The sequence below is a fragment of the Burkholderia sp. AU4i genome (assembly GCF_000466765.1).
Lineage (GTDB): Bacteria > Pseudomonadota > Gammaproteobacteria > Burkholderiales > Burkholderiaceae > Burkholderia > Burkholderia cepacia.
Genome location: NZ_ASSI01000078.1, coordinates 16,511 through 33,259, shown reverse-complemented (window position 1 = coordinate 33,259; position 16,749 = coordinate 16,511). Strand labels below are relative to the sequence as shown.

Annotated in this window: 11 protein-coding genes and 5 pseudogenes; 8 read left to right on the top strand and 8 right to left on the bottom strand. The window is 58.4% G+C overall.

Annotated elements, in window-relative coordinates:
- Positions 1 to 783 (bottom strand): iron-containing redox enzyme family protein, encoded by a 783-nt coding sequence (locus L810_RS18580; RefSeq protein WP_162175292.1) that lies wholly within the window; start codon positions 781 to 783, stop codon positions 1 to 3.
- Positions 784 to 899: 116 nt separating this feature from the next.
- On the opposite strand from L810_RS18580, the gene L810_RS45350 reads away from it, so the two are divergent.
- The gene (locus tag L810_RS45350) at positions 900 to 1,895 is read left to right on the top strand and encodes a helix-turn-helix domain-containing protein (protein WP_081712870.1); all 996 of its coding nucleotides are present in this window, start codon (positions 900 to 902) and stop codon (positions 1,893 to 1,895) included.
- Positions 1,896 to 1,940: 45 nt separating this feature from the next.
- Here L810_RS45350 and L810_RS45345 read toward each other — a convergent pair.
- A pseudogene (locus tag L810_RS45345) lies at positions 1,941 to 2,275 on the bottom strand (transposase); the annotation flags it as partial.
- A 23-nt stretch (positions 2,276 to 2,298) separates the two neighbouring features.
- Positions 2,299 to 3,522: an IS110 family transposase gene (locus L810_RS18565; protein ID WP_042975284.1), complete on the bottom strand. Its 1,224-nt coding sequence runs from the start codon at positions 3,520 to 3,522 to the stop codon at positions 2,299 to 2,301.
- Between the two features lie 258 nt (positions 3,523 to 3,780).
- Between L810_RS18565 and L810_RS18560 the strand changes: the two genes are divergently transcribed.
- Entirely contained in the window at positions 3,781 to 4,716 is a 936-nt protein-coding gene (locus L810_RS18560) for an IS110 family transposase (RefSeq protein ID WP_257008905.1), read from the top strand.
- A 284-nt stretch (positions 4,717 to 5,000) separates the two neighbouring features.
- Positions 5,001 to 5,378, top strand: a pseudogene (locus L810_RS47310) (IS21 family transposase); the annotation flags it as partial.
- On the opposite strand, the gene L810_RS18555 reads toward L810_RS47310, so the two are convergent.
- Complete coding sequence (locus tag L810_RS18555) at positions 5,351 to 5,842, bottom strand: hypothetical protein (protein ID WP_051392280.1); 492 nt, start codon at positions 5,840 to 5,842, stop codon at positions 5,351 to 5,353. The pseudogene L810_RS47310 and the gene L810_RS18555 overlap by 28 nt on opposite strands.
- A gap of 17 nt (positions 5,843 to 5,859) precedes the next feature.
- Between L810_RS18555 and L810_RS49625 the strand changes: the two genes are divergently transcribed.
- Entirely contained in the window at positions 5,860 to 6,450 is a 591-nt protein-coding gene (locus L810_RS49625; RefSeq protein WP_306415702.1) for a tyrosine-type recombinase/integrase, read from the top strand.
- A gap of 39 nt (positions 6,451 to 6,489) precedes the next feature.
- Here the strand turns inward: L810_RS49625 and L810_RS49115 are convergent.
- Positions 6,490 to 6,678, bottom strand: a pseudogene (locus tag L810_RS49115) (hypothetical protein); the annotation flags it as partial.
- A gap of 262 nt (positions 6,679 to 6,940) precedes the next feature.
- Between L810_RS49115 and L810_RS18540 the strand changes: the two are divergent.
- Entirely contained in the window at positions 6,941 to 8,311 is a 1,371-nt protein-coding gene (locus L810_RS18540) for an IS110 family transposase (RefSeq protein WP_081712874.1), read from the top strand.
- A 41-nt stretch (positions 8,312 to 8,352) separates the two neighbouring features.
- Here the strand turns inward: L810_RS18540 and L810_RS18535 are convergent.
- Together L810_RS18535 and L810_RS18530 are read right to left on the bottom strand one after the other, a co-directional pair.
- Positions 8,353 to 9,609, bottom strand: a pseudogene (locus tag L810_RS18535) (IS5 family transposase); the annotation flags it as partial.
- Between the two features lie 386 nt (positions 9,610 to 9,995).
- Positions 9,996 to 10,646, bottom strand: a pseudogene (locus L810_RS18530) (IS21 family transposase); the annotation flags it as partial.
- A gap of 216 nt (positions 10,647 to 10,862) precedes the next feature.
- On the opposite strand from L810_RS18530, the gene L810_RS18525 reads away from it, so the two are divergent.
- Together L810_RS18525 and L810_RS44320 are read left to right on the top strand one after the other, a co-directional pair.
- Positions 10,863 to 11,792 (top strand): IS4 family transposase, encoded by a 930-nt coding sequence (locus L810_RS18525; RefSeq protein ID WP_021159808.1) that lies wholly within the window; start codon positions 10,863 to 10,865, stop codon positions 11,790 to 11,792.
- A gap of 453 nt (positions 11,793 to 12,245) precedes the next feature.
- Complete coding sequence (locus tag L810_RS44320; RefSeq protein ID WP_063625736.1) at positions 12,246 to 13,253, top strand: SphA family protein; 1,008 nt, start codon at positions 12,246 to 12,248, stop codon at positions 13,251 to 13,253.
- A gap of 767 nt (positions 13,254 to 14,020) precedes the next feature.
- On the opposite strand, the gene L810_RS18515 is transcribed toward L810_RS44320, so the two are convergent.
- Entirely contained in the window at positions 14,021 to 15,025 is a 1,005-nt protein-coding gene (locus L810_RS18515) for a hypothetical protein (RefSeq protein WP_042975236.1), read from the bottom strand.
- 676 nt (positions 15,026 to 15,701) lie between these two features.
- Between L810_RS18515 and L810_RS18510 the strand changes: the two genes are divergently transcribed.
- Entirely contained in the window at positions 15,702 to 16,709 is a 1,008-nt protein-coding gene (locus tag L810_RS18510) for a helix-turn-helix domain-containing protein (RefSeq protein ID WP_306415703.1), read from the top strand.
- Positions 16,710 to 16,749 lie beyond the last annotated feature (40 nt).

Here is a 16,749-nt window from a genome sequence, read left to right as displayed (position 1 = left end):
TTAGCGCATCTGCGCTGGCTGACTCAGCGCGTGTTGAATGTCATCGAACAAATCAACGGACAATTCGATGCCACGCAACAGTCCCGAATTTACAGCGTGCAGGGACACCGTCGTTTCTCCTGCCCCAACGAAACGGGTGAGAATTTCGTCGAGCACTCGACTATGCTCGACGTCGCATTCGCAATGCAGATCGATCGTCCGCATATCCAGGAAACGCATCTCCTCTCCGGCGCGACCGAGCACGTCACGCCAGATTGCATACTGCCGGCTGACCCAGCCTTCGATGGAAGAAAAAGCTGCCAGCGCCACGCAATCGTCCCCTGCCCTCAGGACACGTTGGTGTCCGTCGTAGAAGCGTCGCGAGATGCCGCGTGACAGAGCATCAAGCTCGTTCATGCGGTTCACGTCGATCGCATCGCGATAGGATTGCGTGCGCCGCAGGGATTCCAGAAAGCGGCGATAGAGTTCACCGTGATGACGCTCCCATCGCGCGGTCCCACACGGTTGAATGCCGATTTCGTCGAGCAGATTATCGTAAATATGCTTTTTGGATTCGAGATCGGAAACGCTGGCGAATAGCGCGCTCACGTATGCTGCAAAATCGTAGACAAAATACGCGTACAGCTCAAAGAATTCAAACAACGCGACCGTATCCGATCGAATGCGTGAATTCACAGGATGATCGATAATCAATTGCTCGCGTAACACGAGCAAGGAACGAGTGGAAGCGGAAAAGCCCCCTTCGCGGTTGAAGTTCTCAGTGGTAAGCGGTAACGAGTTCAAGAGAGACTCCAGTTTAAGTTTTTAATCCGTAGCGCACTGTCCGCGGCGCCGGAAGCATAATAGAAGCCTGTCGGGTGCTCGACTTGTTTGTTGCCGAACCAATTTTTTGACTACCAATGAACCGCGACGTAGCAGATGGCGCACCGAGCGCCGTATCCTCGTGGCCGCAAAAGGTTTTTTGCGTACCTGCTGCCGACGGCGAGTGGAACTCGCTCCTGAGCGACATCATGCAACCAGGTGATCTCACCATCGAGGGGCGCGCTCAGCGACCAGGTGTCGCAACCACAGCGCGTCTTCTTGGCGGCGGTGTCATCGCCGATCTTCGGATGCCGGCCCTCAAGGTCGTCCATCGCTCCGAGCATGTAGCCCGAAGTCAAGAGCAAGAGGTATTGGTCAATATCGTGAAAGATGGGGCGGGAGAGCTGGTACAAGGAAGTAACCGGCTTCTATTTCGGACCGGTGACGTGACCTTCCGAAACGCGCACGAGCCGTCAAGCGTCGAATTCTCCGGCTCAAGCGTTCACCTTATTGCGATTCGCGTACCTATATCGCGCTGGCAGGGCTACTTTGCCGCAACGCTACGCAGTCCGGTTTTGGCCCCGAGGACGCACGCACTCACATTGGCCGTTAATCAGCTTGTTCTGCAGATGGAGACCGGCCTGGCTGATTGTCAACTGGCCGCTGTCGCCGCGCTCGAGCAATCCTTCGTCCTGATGCTGGGTGCGGCCTGCCTGCAGTTCTACGCGGGTACGACCGGGGCGGCGCCCCGTCCCGAAGGCGTACGCTGGCGGCAAATTCACGACTACATCGACGCGCACCTGTACGATGCGACGCTGGCCCCTGCGGAGTGTGCGCGGGCTCTACGGATTTCCGAGCGCTATCTCTATCGGGTGCTCGCCCAGCATGGAGATCGGTTCTCCAAGATTCTCCAACGCAAGCGCCTCGACATGAGCGCCGAACGGCTGCGTGATCCCCGATACGGCCGTTATCAGATCGCGAGCGTTGCATATCAATGCGGCTTCAAGGATCCAGCGCATTTCAGCCGCATTTTTTCGAAGCGGTTTGGTGTAAGCCCCCGGGAATGGCGAGCATATAAAGACCTCACAATCTGAACGCCAGCTTGTTCCAGAAACGCGCAGTTTCTGGAGCAATCGTCAATACTGGTGTAGGACTTGAAACGGCGGTCGAGCTCCGCCTGGGCGAAAAACGCGCTCGCGACCTTGAGAATCTCGTTGGCACGACGCAACTCGTTGACTTCGTGCTCCAGGGCCTTGAGGCGCTCGCGCTCGTCTGTGGTCACGCCATCGCGCTCACCGTGGTCGACCTGGTCGCGCTTGACCCACTCATGCAGTGTCTGCGGTGTGCAGCCGATCATCGGCGCTATCGATTCGACCGCCGCCCACATCGATGGATGTTCGCTACGCTGCTCGCGCACCAGACGCACTGCGCGCTCCCGGACTTCCGGGGAAAACTTGGTTACCTTCTTGTTCATGGCTCCATTCTGGTAAGAAGCCCTTATAACGGAGAAGCTGGCTGCACCGGATATCCAAGATCCGTGAGGCGTTTTAGCAACCGCTTAACGGTGCTCTGCATGTCGTGTCGGGTGAAATAGTCTGCGCCGAGATCTGCATATTCCACGCCATTGCGAAGCATATGCCACGCTGCGGTGAGCATCGACGCAGCCACTGCGATGATTGCCTTCTTTGAACCGCGCCGCGCCTTGATGCGAGCGAACTGGGCGAACAGGTAGCTGTTCTTCGTACGTACTGCAGCCCATGCGGCAGTCACGAGTGCCGTCTTGAGCCATGTGCCGCTCTTGCGGACGCGCGTACTGCGGCGCTTACCGGCGCTCTCATCATTGCGGGGACAGAGTCCGGCCCACGATATGAGGTGAGCGGAATCGGGAAAGCGCGTCATGTCGACCCCAATCTCGGCCACCAGGACCCGAGCGGTCAGGTCACCGACGCCGGGAATGGTTCTTAGCAGTTGAACATGCTGGCGGATTGGCGTCAGAGCGAGTCCCACTGCGGCATCCAGTTCAGTCAGCGCGTGCTCAAGGGCATCGATGAGCTGCAAATGGAGCGCGAGCATTGTACGGTGATGGGAGGTTATGCGCCCGCACAGTGCCTCGCGTAGTTCACTCGTCTTCTTGCGCGCGTGACCTTGCGCCAGTGCCGCGAGCAGCACCGGATCATTCTCGCCCGAGATGATGGCCTTCAGAATCGCGCGCCCGCTACCGCCAAGTACGTCAGAAAGGACACTGCCCAGTTTGAGATTGGCATCCTCGAGCACCTTCTGGACACGTAGACAATGCTGAGCGATCTCGCGCGTCAGTTGTTTGCGTGTGCGTGTCAGATCACGTAACTCTTGGATCGCCGCCGGCGGGACGAAGCTGGAGCGGATCAGCCCGTGTGCGAGTAGGTCTGCGATCCACGTCGCGTCGTTCACATCGGTTTTACGGCCAGGCACGTTCCGGATATGCGCAGCGTTGCCTAGAACGAGTTCGAAGGCGCCCTCGAGAACGTGCCACACTGGTTTCCAGTAAACGCCGGTGGCTTCCATGGCCACGTGGGAACAGCCATGGACGGCCAGCCAGTCCGACAGCGCCAGCAACCCCTTAGTGGTACTGCAAAAGCTCTGCACTTCACGGTGCTCTGGCGTGGACACACAACGGACGCAGGCGACGATGATGTCCTTATGTATGTCCAGCCCGGCACAGCGCGGATAGAGTACCTGCATGCTGCCCTCCTGCAAGATAGAGAATGGCAGCGGCGACAACCCTCGTTATCGGATTCTGGTAAGCGTGCTCCGGCAGGGCGACATATGCCCTCGGTCACAATTCGGGGTGCTCGCAGGGTTGCGGGTCCAACTCTCAAACGGGCTCAGTGCACCAGATAATGGGCCGACCTCGACCACCGCTGCCTTCTAATCGTATCCCTTCCCAGATCCGCATGCCAGCAGTCGTGCGCTTCATCCTTCGGGGTCGGGCAAAACCCGATGAATCACTCTCAAGAGTTGGAGCCTCTACAAAATCCGGGGCGGTTCACTCCTTGTCTTATCGGGATGGAAGCGTGTGGCGGCGCGCATCACTGGGCCCGTCGGCTCACGAAGATGGGTCATCAGGTAAAGCTGATGCCTCCGGAGTTTGTTAAGGCGTTCAACATTCGCAGTAAAAACGATGCTGCAGATGCCCGGGCGATCTGGCTGGCGGTGCAGCAGCCGAGCAAACCGGTAGCGATCAAATCAGAAATGCAGCAGGCTATGCTGGCACTGCACCGGATGCGCGAACAGCTTGTCAAGTTTCGCACGATGCAGATCAACGCATTGCGTGGCCTGTTGGCCGAATATGGCGAGGTGATGGCCATTGGACGTACCGCGCTAGATAAGGCGATTCCCGAAGTGCTCGCCCGGGTGGCAGAACGACTGCCGAGTGTGCTCATTGATACGATGCGGGAACAGTGGAATGGACTGGTGGCACTCGACGAGCAGATAGCCAGAATCGAACGGCGCATGCGCGAGTGGAAGAAGGACGACCCGGCGGTGAAGGCGATCAGCGAGATTCCTGGCGTCGGCCTGCTAACGGCAACGGCGGCGGTCGCGATGATTGGCGATCCCAAAGCGTTTCGATCCGGACGCGAATTTGCCGCGTGGGCAGGTCTCGTGCCCAGGCAAACCGGTTCGGGTGGGAAGGTCCATTTGCACGGCATCAGCAAGATGGGGGACGCTTATCTGCGCAAATTGCTGATTCACGGCGCGCGCAGTGTACTGACCCATGCAAAGGAACCGGGACCGTGGATTAATCAGCTCTGCAAACGCCGACCACCGAACGTTGTAACTGTCGCGCTGGCGAACAAGATGGCGCGTACGATCTGGGCGCTATTAGCCCATAACAGGCCGTACCAAAAGCACTATCTGAGCGCAAGACCAATGTAAGGCACTATCGTCATACAGCAGAGCTTGGAGTTGACGCAATACGAGCTTCGAAGGTTGCACAGGCAATCGTAGGTGATGACAAACAGGTAGGACCGTGGCCCGCCAAGCCTGAAAGACGTGAAGAGCCTTGAGCTCGTGGAGTGAATGAGGCGCGGGTCAGCGGATTTCATAGGGGGCCGCAGCCTGGTAGCTGCAATAAGCCCGGATATAGAGCTGCAACCGATCCTGTTATGTCAGAGACTACGAGGGCTTGTTCAAGCAGGGGCGCGTTCATATAGAATGTCTTGAAGCCGCATCTGCAAACAACCATCGCCACGCTCGTCGCCGCGGGCAAACGTCAACGGGAGATCGCCCGGATTACGGGCGTTGACCGGAAGACGATCCGTAAGTACCAGGAGCAATTCGCCGCGGCGCAGGCAAATTCCCCCACGGTGCCCACCGGCACCGAGTTGCAAATTCCTCCACCCTGCCTACCGGCAAGCAGCCAGGTATCGGCTTGCGAGCCACACCGGGAATTCATCGAGGCCCAGTTGCGATTGCGGCGCAACGCCATGGCCATCTACCAGGATCTGGTGGACCGGTTTGGCTTCGCAGCCGGCTACGACAGTGTCAAGCGGTTCGTGCGGGCATTGCGTCAGCATGAGCCCGCCCAGTTTGACCGGCGACTTCCTGCCCGCCGAGTAATCACAAGCTTGTGATTCTCGGCAGGTTTGAACTCCAGCCGCATCGGTACATCCGGCGTGAGCTCCGCCTTCAACTGCTGAAGCAGCCTGTATACGGATGAGTAGCTTCCCTCGTAGCCGTGGTTGCGCACCAGCGCGCTGTGAATCGTCGTGCCGGGGACGCCTGCGTCGTGCCACTGGGCAATCTGTTCGCGCCACGGTTCGGCCGACGAGATACAGCTCGCTGGCAGGAACTCCTTGCGACTAAACGCTGTAGCGAGCTGCGCGTCATCCGGCAGAGCGTTGCCCGGAGAAAGCCACCCGCGTTCGGTTGCGATCTCCCGCACGGCTGCCAGCTTCTTACGGCCCATGATCTTCGACCTGTCGATATCCCGGTCGGAGTCACCCTGGCGCATTCGCACCAGAACCTGTCGATATTGGTACATCTCGAACTTCCTCTTCAAGCCATCCTCCCGAGCAAATGCGTGCCGGGAGGGTAGCGGTTGGCGAAGTTCGAGCGCCCGACTCAGACGCCAGTGGCGCCTTTACGGCGAAAATCTACTGGCGCCTATATGCCGAAAAACTTGTGGCGCCTAAACGCCGAAAAGTCCCTGGCGCCTTTATGCCGGAAACGGTTTGGCTCCTTAACGACGAAAGTTCACACCGGGTGCAAGAGGTCGCCGATCTTCGGATGGAGCATCTCGATTTCGTCGCGCCAGCCAAGGTCCACTTGCACGGCAAAGGCGATAAGTGGCGCGTCTGCCCACTCTGGGAAGAGACAGTGAAGCAACTTCAACAACTGCTTGCGGAGCAGCACACATTGCCAAACGGCTATGTTTTCTGCGCGGTACAAAACCGTCCCCTGACGCGCTTCGGCATCTACAAGATTGTTCGACGACATGGCGCAACGTGGGACACAGGAAGCCCGCAGCCTCGACGAGTAACTCCGCACCTGTTTCGGCACACCGCGGCGGTCCACCTGCTCGAATCCGGTGTTGAGGTCAATGTCATTCGCGGTTGGCTTGGACACGTCAGTCTAGATAGTCGGCCCTGCAAAATTCAGTTTGCTTGACGCGCGACGCCGATTGGGCATTTTGTGGGAGCGGGAAGGTTAGGCCGCCGGAAGCGCCCGGTGCGCAAGCGGCGGATGCAACGGGACATTGACGATCCAATGCAGCCAGGCGAGGATAAAAAAGATGGGCCCCAGACCCAAGCGAACAATCGCCCGCAACAGCCAGCGCAGGTTGTAGCCCGTGGCGCACAGCACGGCGTGCAGCGCATCGCCGGTTTGCCCTTTGAGCGAAATAATCGGCTTGCTGCCGCAAATCGCGCCGAAGAAACAAAGGGGGCTTCGGTGTGGCAAAGTGGAATGCGGCGCTGCAGAAGACCGGTGAGGCAATGGTGCGTAATGCCCGTCTTTGAGCGTGGTCCTGGGTGACGTCATCGATATTGGTGAATCGGCGTGACGGCGTAAGCCGCTGCGCTGATATCCCGTTTAAGAGAGTGAGCTAACGACGTACCCGATGCAGCGCCATTTCCCGCAACTGAAGATGGAGCAAGCCGTGGCCCAACGCAGTCCAGCACCCAGCCTTAAGCCCAGCAAGTCCCGGGCGGCAGCGCTGTCGATCACCCATCCCAATGCCGCCGGCATCGACATTGGCAACGCGTCCCACTTTGTGGCTGTGCCGCCGGATCGGGACGATGAGCCGGTGCGCGAATTTGCCAGTTTCACGGCAGACCTGAACGCCATGGCCGACTGGCTCAAGGCCTGCGGGATCGACACCATCGCGATGGAATCGACGGGCGTGTACTGGATCCCCGTGTTCGAATTGCTGGAGTCGCGTGGCTTCACTGTTATGCTGATCAATGCCCGTCACGTCAGGAACGTCTCGGGGCGCAAGTCCGATGTGCTGGATTGCCAATGGATCCAGCAGCTCATGACGTACGGTTTGCTGCGCGGGGCATTTCGCCCCGCCGACCAGGTGTGTGTGCTGCGCTCGCTGTGGCGTCAGCGCGGGATGCTGTTGCGCAGCCAGGCGCGCCATGTCCAGCATATGCAGAAGGCGCTGACCCAGATGAACGTGCAGCTCGCCAACGTCATCTCCGACGTAGTCGGTGTGACGGGCCAGAAGATCTTGCGCGCCATTGTGGCTGGCGAGCGCGATGGCCATGCGCTCGCGGGCATGAAGGATGCGCGTATCCGCGCCAGTGTCGACGAGATAGCGAAGAGCCTGCAAGGCACCTGGCGTGCCGAGCACCTGTTCGCGCTCAGGCAGGCGGTACACGCGTTTGACTTCATCGGTACGCAACTGGCCGAGTGCGACCGCGAGATAGAGCAACAGTTGCAGCGGCTGCAAACTTGTGAGGGTGAACCTGCCAAGGGCAAGCGGCGCGGCCGCACACGCAACGCGCCGAAGTTTGACCTGCGCTCGCAGTTGTTCAGGATGTGCGGCGTGGACCTCACGCGCATTGATGGCATTGATGTCACGACGGCGCTGGCTGTCATCTCGGAGATTGGCGCCGACATGTCACGCTTTCCCTCGGCGGCCCACTTCGCGAGCTGGCTTGGTCTATGCCCGGGCACCCGCATAACCGGAGGCAAAGTGATGAGTGGCAAGACCGGACGCTGCGCTAACCGCGCGGCCCAGGCCCTTCGTCTGGCCGCTACGGCCTTACGCACCAGCCAGTCGGCACTGGGCGCCTACTTCAGGCGGATGTGTTCACGTATGGACAAACCGAAGGCCATTACCGCTGTTGCCCACAAGCTCGCGCGGCTCATCCACGCGATGCTCACCAAGGGCGAGGAATACACCGATCAAGGACAGGACTACTACGAAGAGCGCTACCGCGAACGTGTTCTTCGGCAGTTATCCCAGCGCGCCCAGAAGCTCGGCATGAAGCTCGTCGCCACAGAACAACCGCAACCCGTCTGAAAAACCCCTTCCTAATCAGTCACATGAAATATGTTTCTTAAGAGCCAGCAACGACGCATACCGTGGTCGTGCTTTATATGGCCGATGATCGGTTCAATCGCCTGCCGTCGCTTGAGCCAGCGGCGCTGCGTGCTGGTCAGTGTCTTGTGTTTTCCGCGATGAATCAGGTGTACTGATGATACCTCCGGGTCGACACCGCGAAACCCGAGATCGACCAATACGGTCTTCGGCTGCGGTGTACCGGGCAGGTCCTGCAACAGAATGGAGCTCTGTTCGAGTTGCTCGGCCAGCGTATGGCCGTCATAGGGGTTGCCGGGGAACGCCCGCGCACCGACGATCAACCCTTGTTTCTCCGTGATCGCAAGGCTCACCTTGACGCCGAACTCGTAGGGCTGGCGCGCCTTTCCTTTCCCGATGCATTCAACTTCAGGCGCATGCAGTGCGTAGAGTTTGTTCTTGTCCTTTGGACGTTGGCGGCAGATGCGCCACGCCCGCTCGAGCCACACGCGCAGTTGTGCCTGCCGTTCGTCCGATGCTCCAGACAGCTTGCGTTCGATATCGCGCAGCAACCGTCCCAAGACAGTGCGCTGACGCTTGAGTACACGACGCAGGCGCTTGAACTGCTTCGCATGTGCATAGCCGCCTGCGCGGCGACGCAGCCGCTTGCCTTCACGCTCGTAGGTTTGCTTCAACGCCAACCCTGCACGTTGTGCGAGCCGTGCGAGTTTGGCTCGTGCGACCTCCAGCAAACGGCTGTCAGTTGGATAGGCGATCGCTTTCTCTTGGACCGTAGTATCGACGATGACACGCTCGAACTCGGACGGCCTCACCGCTTTCATCTGCACGGCCGCTGCGATTGTCGTCGCGAGCATCTCTTCGACACCGGCTTCACCCAGTGCCTGCCGAAAGCGCACCAGATTGGTCGGATCGCAAGGCAGGCGCGGCTGGAAATAGTCCTCGCCGCAAAAGAACTGGAAGTACACATCTTGTGCCCAGCGCTCGCAAACCGATTCATCACTCTCGTTGTACGCGTGCTTCAGGTAGAGCAGTCCGGCCATCAGCCGGATCGACAGGCGCGGACGCCCGGCAGCGCTAATGCCAGCACCCGCCAGCTTAGGCGCGATGCCGAACAGATCGGCCTCCTCGCTCACCCGGCCTTCGCGAGCGCGCCCCTCAAAGATCGGGGTCAACGTCGCTTCAATCGATGTCCATGGCATCCGGTCAGCCAGTACGGCCAGCGGGTGACGCAAATCGATCATCGCATCCAGGCGGCTGCGGAAGAAATCCGGCGTACTCATCGGCGGTTCTCACTCCCAGAAGATATGCCAATTCCATATTGAATCTGGGAGTTCCGCAACCCTTTATTCACCTCTGTTGCCACGCCGCGTCTGGCTTCACGCCATTCTGCAAGACCGACTAGATACCACAAACCGCTATGCCGAGCTGACGCTACGGGCCAAGACCGAAGCATTGGGTGCTTGCGAGGTGAGTTCTGGAGTTTCGGCGGCATCCCGCACTCGCATCGCCTGGAGGGACGATAAAACCCTTCTCGAATGGCTCAATTCGCTGTAGCCCGTTATGTGTTCACACATTCGCGGTCCACCGCTTCAAGACTAGGCAGTCCCCGTGTTTCGCCACATAACGGCCACGGGCACAGAACATCGATTTTGTTGCCGGCAACAAAATCGGGCACGAGCAGCTCGGGCACGCCGCCGATGAACTCCAGCGCGTCGCACAGACTGCCGATCCAGTCCGCCATCGTCTCGGTGCGCGTCGCGCACGCGAACGTGTAGTTCGATGCACCGAGGACGGCCACGAACACATGCGCCTCGAACTCGACGCCGCCATCGCGTGCGAGGATCGGCACGGTGGGGCCCGCGAAGTCGGCGAACAGCTTCTCGCCGGCGCGGTGCTGCTGGCGCATCGAACGCTTGATCGACTTCGCCCAGTCCTTGTACTTCTGGCAGAACTGCGTGTAGCGGTAAGTCCGCCGGCCGGGGTTCGCTTCAGCGTATTCTTCCCACAGCAGTTGCAGCGTCACGCCCTTGCGGCGCAGCTCGCGATGCAATGCCGCGTAGTCGGGCTCGATGCGCCGGGATGTCGTTGCCGTGGCATCGGTTGCCGCAGGCCTCAAGCGCGCCGCCAGTTCATCGTCGGACAGCGCTTGGGCTGCGGCCCAGTCGAGTCCCGCCTGGCTGGCCTGGGCAGCGAACTTCGACACGGCTCCGACGCTGATGCCGATGGCCCGGCTGATCTGGCGATGCGTCAGGCCACACGCCCACTTCAGTCGCAGGACTTCCTTCAATTTGCGCATGCTCATCCGAGGTGTCGGCATCAGCGCTTCTCCCGCAAAAAAGGGAGCAGGCTAACGCCGCCGGTGAATACATGCGCAACGCCACCGCCAGACTCAAACCCGGATTACGTTCCGGTTACGTGATCACCCGTTTCGGTCCCGTGATCGCCCATTCCGGCATGGTGATCACGTGTTTCGGAAACCTGTGATCAGCGATCACGATCAACCGAAACGGGTGATCACGATCATTCGGAATCCGTGATCACGATCCGTCGGAATGCGCGATCACGTTCGCCGAAATACGCAAAGGAGAGCTACCGCTGGCTGGAGAACATGCGCCAGTCAACGGCGCTGCTCGGCGATCCAGTGCGTTGCATTCACGTTGGCGATCGGGAAAGCGACATTTACGAACTGTTTTGCACGGCGCACGATCTGTGCACATACTTTCTCGTTCGAACCTGCGTCGACCGGCTCGCGGGCGATGGTCAGCACACCATCGCAGATGAGATGGAACAGGTTAAGGTCAAAGGACTGCACCGAGTTGAGATTCGCGATGCGAAGGGGCATCCGATGACCGTGACCCTTGAGCTTCGCTACCAGCGAATGACGGTGTTACCGCCCATCGGCAAGCAGAACCGTTATCCAGCACTGCAACTCACGGTGATTCACGCGTATGAGCGCGATGCGCCGCCCGGGCGCCCCGGCATCGAATGGAAGCTGCTGACCAACCTCCCGGTCCGATCGCGTGCCGAGGCAATCGAGAAGCTGGACTGGTACGCCATGCGCTGGAAGATCGAAACGTTCCACAAGATTCTCAAGTCTGGATGCAAGGCCGAGGACTCAAAGCTGCGCACAGCCGATCGGCTTGCGAACCTGATCTCCGTATTTTGCATTCTGAGCTGGCGCATATTCTGGCTCACCATGATCAGCCGGTGCGCACCGCAAGCTCCACCCGAAGCGGTCTTCACATCAACCGAAATCGAATTGCTTGAGCGCGTAGTCCCGGACTTACCGCTTGCAGCACAGGCTCCGCCTCTCTTGCGCAACCTGATCAAAGTCGCCCGGCTTGGTGGTTATCTGGCACGAGCCAGCGATGCGCCTCCAGGCAATACCGTTATGTGGCGCGGCATGCGGCGCCTCACCGACATTCAATTGGGATATGAACTCGCCCTGAATCGAAGTGGGTAATTGCAAGCGTCGTGAGCCGCTTACTGAACACCAGATTCGGAACCGTCTTCAATAGATGGATTCGGAATGGCCCGCTCCTGTACACGCCGCATATCCAGTGCTTCGTCCGTCCATCTCACGAGATATCCCCAGCGCCGACGCCGCGAGCCCGTTTATACCTTTCAAGCGTTCCATGCGAGAGGTCTCATACGACGTTGATCAGTCGTAGTGCTTATCGAATGAATCGTAGAAACTGCAACCCAGGGTTGACAATTCGTGTTTGACCAATCGCTCGGTGGCGCGGCTCTACCGTGCGGCAATGAAACCGAATTTGCCAGAAGGCACTCTCAGACATCAACGCGTCACTGGCAGACAAGACGCATCCAATCCGACTTCCTAAACTGCGTGCCAGAACAGCTCATCAAGTGAAAGAGCCACTCGAGCAAAACCATCATAAAAGACAAGGAGACGGCGATGAAATGCACACGCGGACGTTGGAAGAGCGCAGCGTCGAAGATAACTATTGGCCTCGCGGCCTGCGCCGCGCTTAACGCTCAGGCCGTACCACCAACGGTGACGCTACCGAATGGCCTCGATCTCGGCAATACGTCATTCCTGGACGGATTCGGTGGGAACCCCGGTGATCTCGCTGTGCAGAGCTATCTGACGTTCGCACATGCCAACGCCTATAAAACCAACAACGGCTCCAATTCTCCCCTCTTCAACGATCCGCAGTTGAACGTCACCACGTTGGTGGAACAGGTTCTCTACGAATTACCCACTGCAACAACAATTCTTGGCGGTCATCCCGGGATTGACGTGATCGTGCCGTTAGTGAATCTGAATTCGTCGTTCAGTCCACCGCCTCCGTATCCCGGAGTCATGCCAACAAGTGGACATGCAGGCCTCGGTGACATGAACCTGGGCGCGCTCCTTCAATGGGATCCAGTGATAGTTGACGGGCATCCAGTCTTTGTTAGTCGCGCCGAAGTGTATGGGATGTTGCCGACGGGCAAGTATGACCGGACAACAGACATAAATCCGGGAAATCACTTCTGGGGCATCGGTATCACTGGATCGTTCACATTTCTCCTGGGCCCAGACTTTGAGATCAGCTTGCGTCCGCACTACCAGTACAGTTTCAAAAACGGTTCACCAGCCAGCAGCACACCGCTTGACCCAGGTATCGAAGACACTCAGGCTGGCCAGGTTTTCTATACGAACTTTGCCGCCTCCTACAAAGTGACGGACAAGCTGCGCATGGGTATTAACGGATACTACCTGCGCCAGATCACAGACAACCGCGTCAATGGTTCCGCGATCGCGGGCTCGCGGGAACAGGTGCTTGGTATCGGGCCAGGGGTCTACTACGACCTGTCGAAGGGAGATAAATTCTGGCTCAACACCTACACAGAAACGCTCGTTAGAAATCGGTTTAGAAACAGCGCGGTCGTGAATTTGCGCTGGATTCACATCTTCTAGAAAAAACGTAGGGTGCGGTCGGGTCGCTCGCGGCATTGCTGCGAGCGACCTTACCTCTCGAAGGTTCTACCATGCCTGATGCATATGCCAGTTTTTTGCCCAAAGTGCGACGAGAGTCCGCGTAAGACGCTACCCCGGCGTATCTGCCCCAGACCACCCACATCACACGGTTGCGCAGCGACATCCCCACGCGCCCAACCAATTGTGAACGGCGGTCGAAATCCGACACTAAACGTGGCGGCGGATATATATAAGTCCGATGATATTTGAAAGCGCATGCATGAACACCGCTTTGGCGAGCCAGTCTCGAAGATTGCACACAGGCGAATAACTCCCAGGGTGCCCCCGGGGCTGGCAAAATGATACCCGCCGTTGGTGGCGTAGGCCGATCTGAATCTATTCACTGTCCTCCGACCGAACCGCATACCGATACGTCGGGAACAGAGACTCGCTGGGATGCACAACGCCATGTTCTGCGTATCCCGCGTGGTCGCAACAAAATGTCGCCTGTCCAAATACCAAGGTCCGCGGCGGCTGCGTTTAGTTCTCAACGTTCATCCTTCCGCCGCCCACGCCGCCTGCGGTTTATCCCGGATCCCCTTGCCTTCCTCTACCCAAAGGACTGGTTTTCACACAATAGCGGCAAATGCGGCGCAAAAAAAGAAGGAGCCTAATACGAATGCTCCGACTGTTGGTACGGCCCGCGCTGCGTCAGGAAGTAAGTCCGGGTGGCCCCGATAATGGCCACCGCACGGGTACAAAGATCGCTAGTGTCTGTCCTCGCCCTCACTGTCTGTGCCGATATATTCTTCCTTATGCGCCGCACGGCCATGAAACGGGCATCCGCTCCCAGAAGACTGCTCATGCCTGGGCTTTATCGGTGGCGTAGCCGCTGCCACGCAGATAGCCAGCCGGGCGTCTCGCCGCTCAATGAACGTATTGGCGGGATCTGGGGCGAGTCGATCGCCTATCCAGAAGAAAGCCGCAGTTCCCAGGCGAAATGCTTTCAATACGAACGGATGAGGCTGCCTGATCTTGTATGGACCGAGCATCCATGCCGGAAGCAGACTGATGACCCACAGACGCCCGAACCATCGCAAGGACCGCGGGAAATAGCGATTCGCAAACTGCTCGATTATGTGCGCAGTCGCTTCGACGCCGAGAGGATGCTCACCATCGACGTCGCGCCCCTCATATTGGTCCATGAAAGCCATTACGCCTTCGAACGTCTCAGGGAAGCCACCAATCGGCCTGCCGCTCTTTACATTGAGAAAGAGGCCAGTCATCTTTGTCCAGAACCTGACTGCAACGCGCTTTTCCTTTTCCGAGAAGCCACGTAACCCGACCCGCCTCATCAAGCGGTGCATGCCTGCAGCCTCGTAACACAACGTATACATGTAGATGTCGTCGTCCGCGAATGTGTCCGGGCCCTCGTCCGGGTACTTCTTCGCATAGAACGCGTGGATACGATTGATCGAGTCGACGTTTCGCTTCGTCTCGTCGTGCGCCGAGCCATAATGCCACCACGTCTGCATTTTCCATGACGTGTCATCCGCGCGTCGATCCGGCGCGCGGACGATTTTTCCCTTGCCGCCGTCGAGAAGCACCTTCGCCCCAAACTCACTGATGATGAAGTGCGGAAACGTAACCGCGTAGATGAGGTTCATCACGAAATCGTTGGCCCGGTACGCGGTCATCAACTTCCAGATTTCGTCACAGTCCCGCTCTTCGTCGAGGGACTCGATTCGCTTGGCAATCCACTTATAGGCCATCTTTGCCTCCGTTATTTGATTCTTTCTTGTGGTAAGTGCACAGACCTGTTCATCGCGGCGCCCGGGGAGACAATGCTCCGACACTCTGCGTCAGGGACGACTTGCCATCGCTGCATCGGCAACATCGCTCTCCTGTGAACGCAGGGCCTTGCTCCCGCGCAAAACTATCCGGTGGCACGCACGCAAATTCCGCTACGTTATGTCTGTATCTCCGACGCATTTGCGACGCGAGGCTTTTCAACACCGTTAGTCTAGAAGCCCCTGAGCAGCGAATCTTGCCTGCCCGTGACTTACCGATATCTGATAACGACAATTGAATCTGTGCGGATTCACTATCCGGCGTGTAGGGGGCCGGCATTATCTGATGGCTCCTGGATCAGCTCTGAAACGTATAGCTGCACGTAGTCGGGCGAGCGTTTTAACTGAACGTTTCACCACACCGACTTCCAGTGAGTCTGACGAGAGAAAGCACTCAGACGGCAGTGGCCCGATTTGGATTCCCTGGCCCACGGGGGAACCAGCCGGCCCGCTGCCAGCTCACGCGCGAATACTGCAGATACAACGGGCATAAGGGAAAACACGTCTGCCGTGGCCACGCAAATTTATCGAGAATCCGAGGAAGTTCACAACAATGTTCCGTGAATTGATGCGACTACTGAATCCGTAGGAGAGCAAAATCGGTACGCAACTGAGACATCAGGTTCTGCACGTCACATCTTCCTGCGAAAGGCACGCGTGGCCAGATTTAATCAGCGATCTGGTCGCAGGCAGCCCGCCCGAAAAAAATCGTCAGTCGTGCGAATTCGAGCCCATCGGCACGACACCGTTCGGCGGATCGATCACCTGCGGCGCCGTGGGAACAGCACGGTTTGCGCGCGTCGCGGCGACGCCCTCCGTATACAGGGGACAACCCAGATTAGGGTCAGATATTGCTCCGCTCTTCGTCGCATTGCAGACGCACGGCGACAGCCTTCTCGGAGACGGCATCAGGCAAATTCGTCTATTGCCGGGAGAATGGACGGTCTTTGATGCCCGGAGCCCGTTCACTATCAGCAGCCAACACTGCATGGAGCTGATCTTCGTGAACGTCCCGGGTTTGATCCCAGCGCAGCCACCGAGGCTGCCACTCATCTATCCGATCTATCCGACCTTTGAGCCTCCTGGAACATTGGGTTCGGCACGGATGTTTTCCGACCTTGTCGTCTCGCTCTTCAGAGAGTTGGAGAACGTCGATTCGAATATCGCGATATCGTCGGTCGACCTTCTCAGAAACCTGTTTTCTGACGCTTTTCGTATCCATTGCCCGTGGCCCGCACAACCACTGGAGACACAACGTCGTGCGGTCATGCAATTCATCGAAGAACATCTCTCAGACCCGGAACTCAGTCCGCCCTCCATCGCGAGCGCTCTTGGAATGTCAATTCGTCAGGTTCATCGCCTGTTCAAGCGGGCGGGTAGCCAGACCGTGGGCGAGTATATCTGGAAGCGCCGGATTCAAAGGTGTTCGGAAGACCTTCGTTCCGGAGCGAACGCCACGCTCAGCGTGACCACGATAGCCTTCCGCTGGGGCTTTAGCAGCTCGCCTCACTTTTCACGCGCGTTCAGGGAGGAAATGGGGCTGACGGCATCCGAGTATCGCCGTAACTTTCTGACTGATCCGGGCAACACAATCAAGCGCCGCTAACGGCGCTCACCCCGCACCGCTGCTGGGCAACGATGCGGAC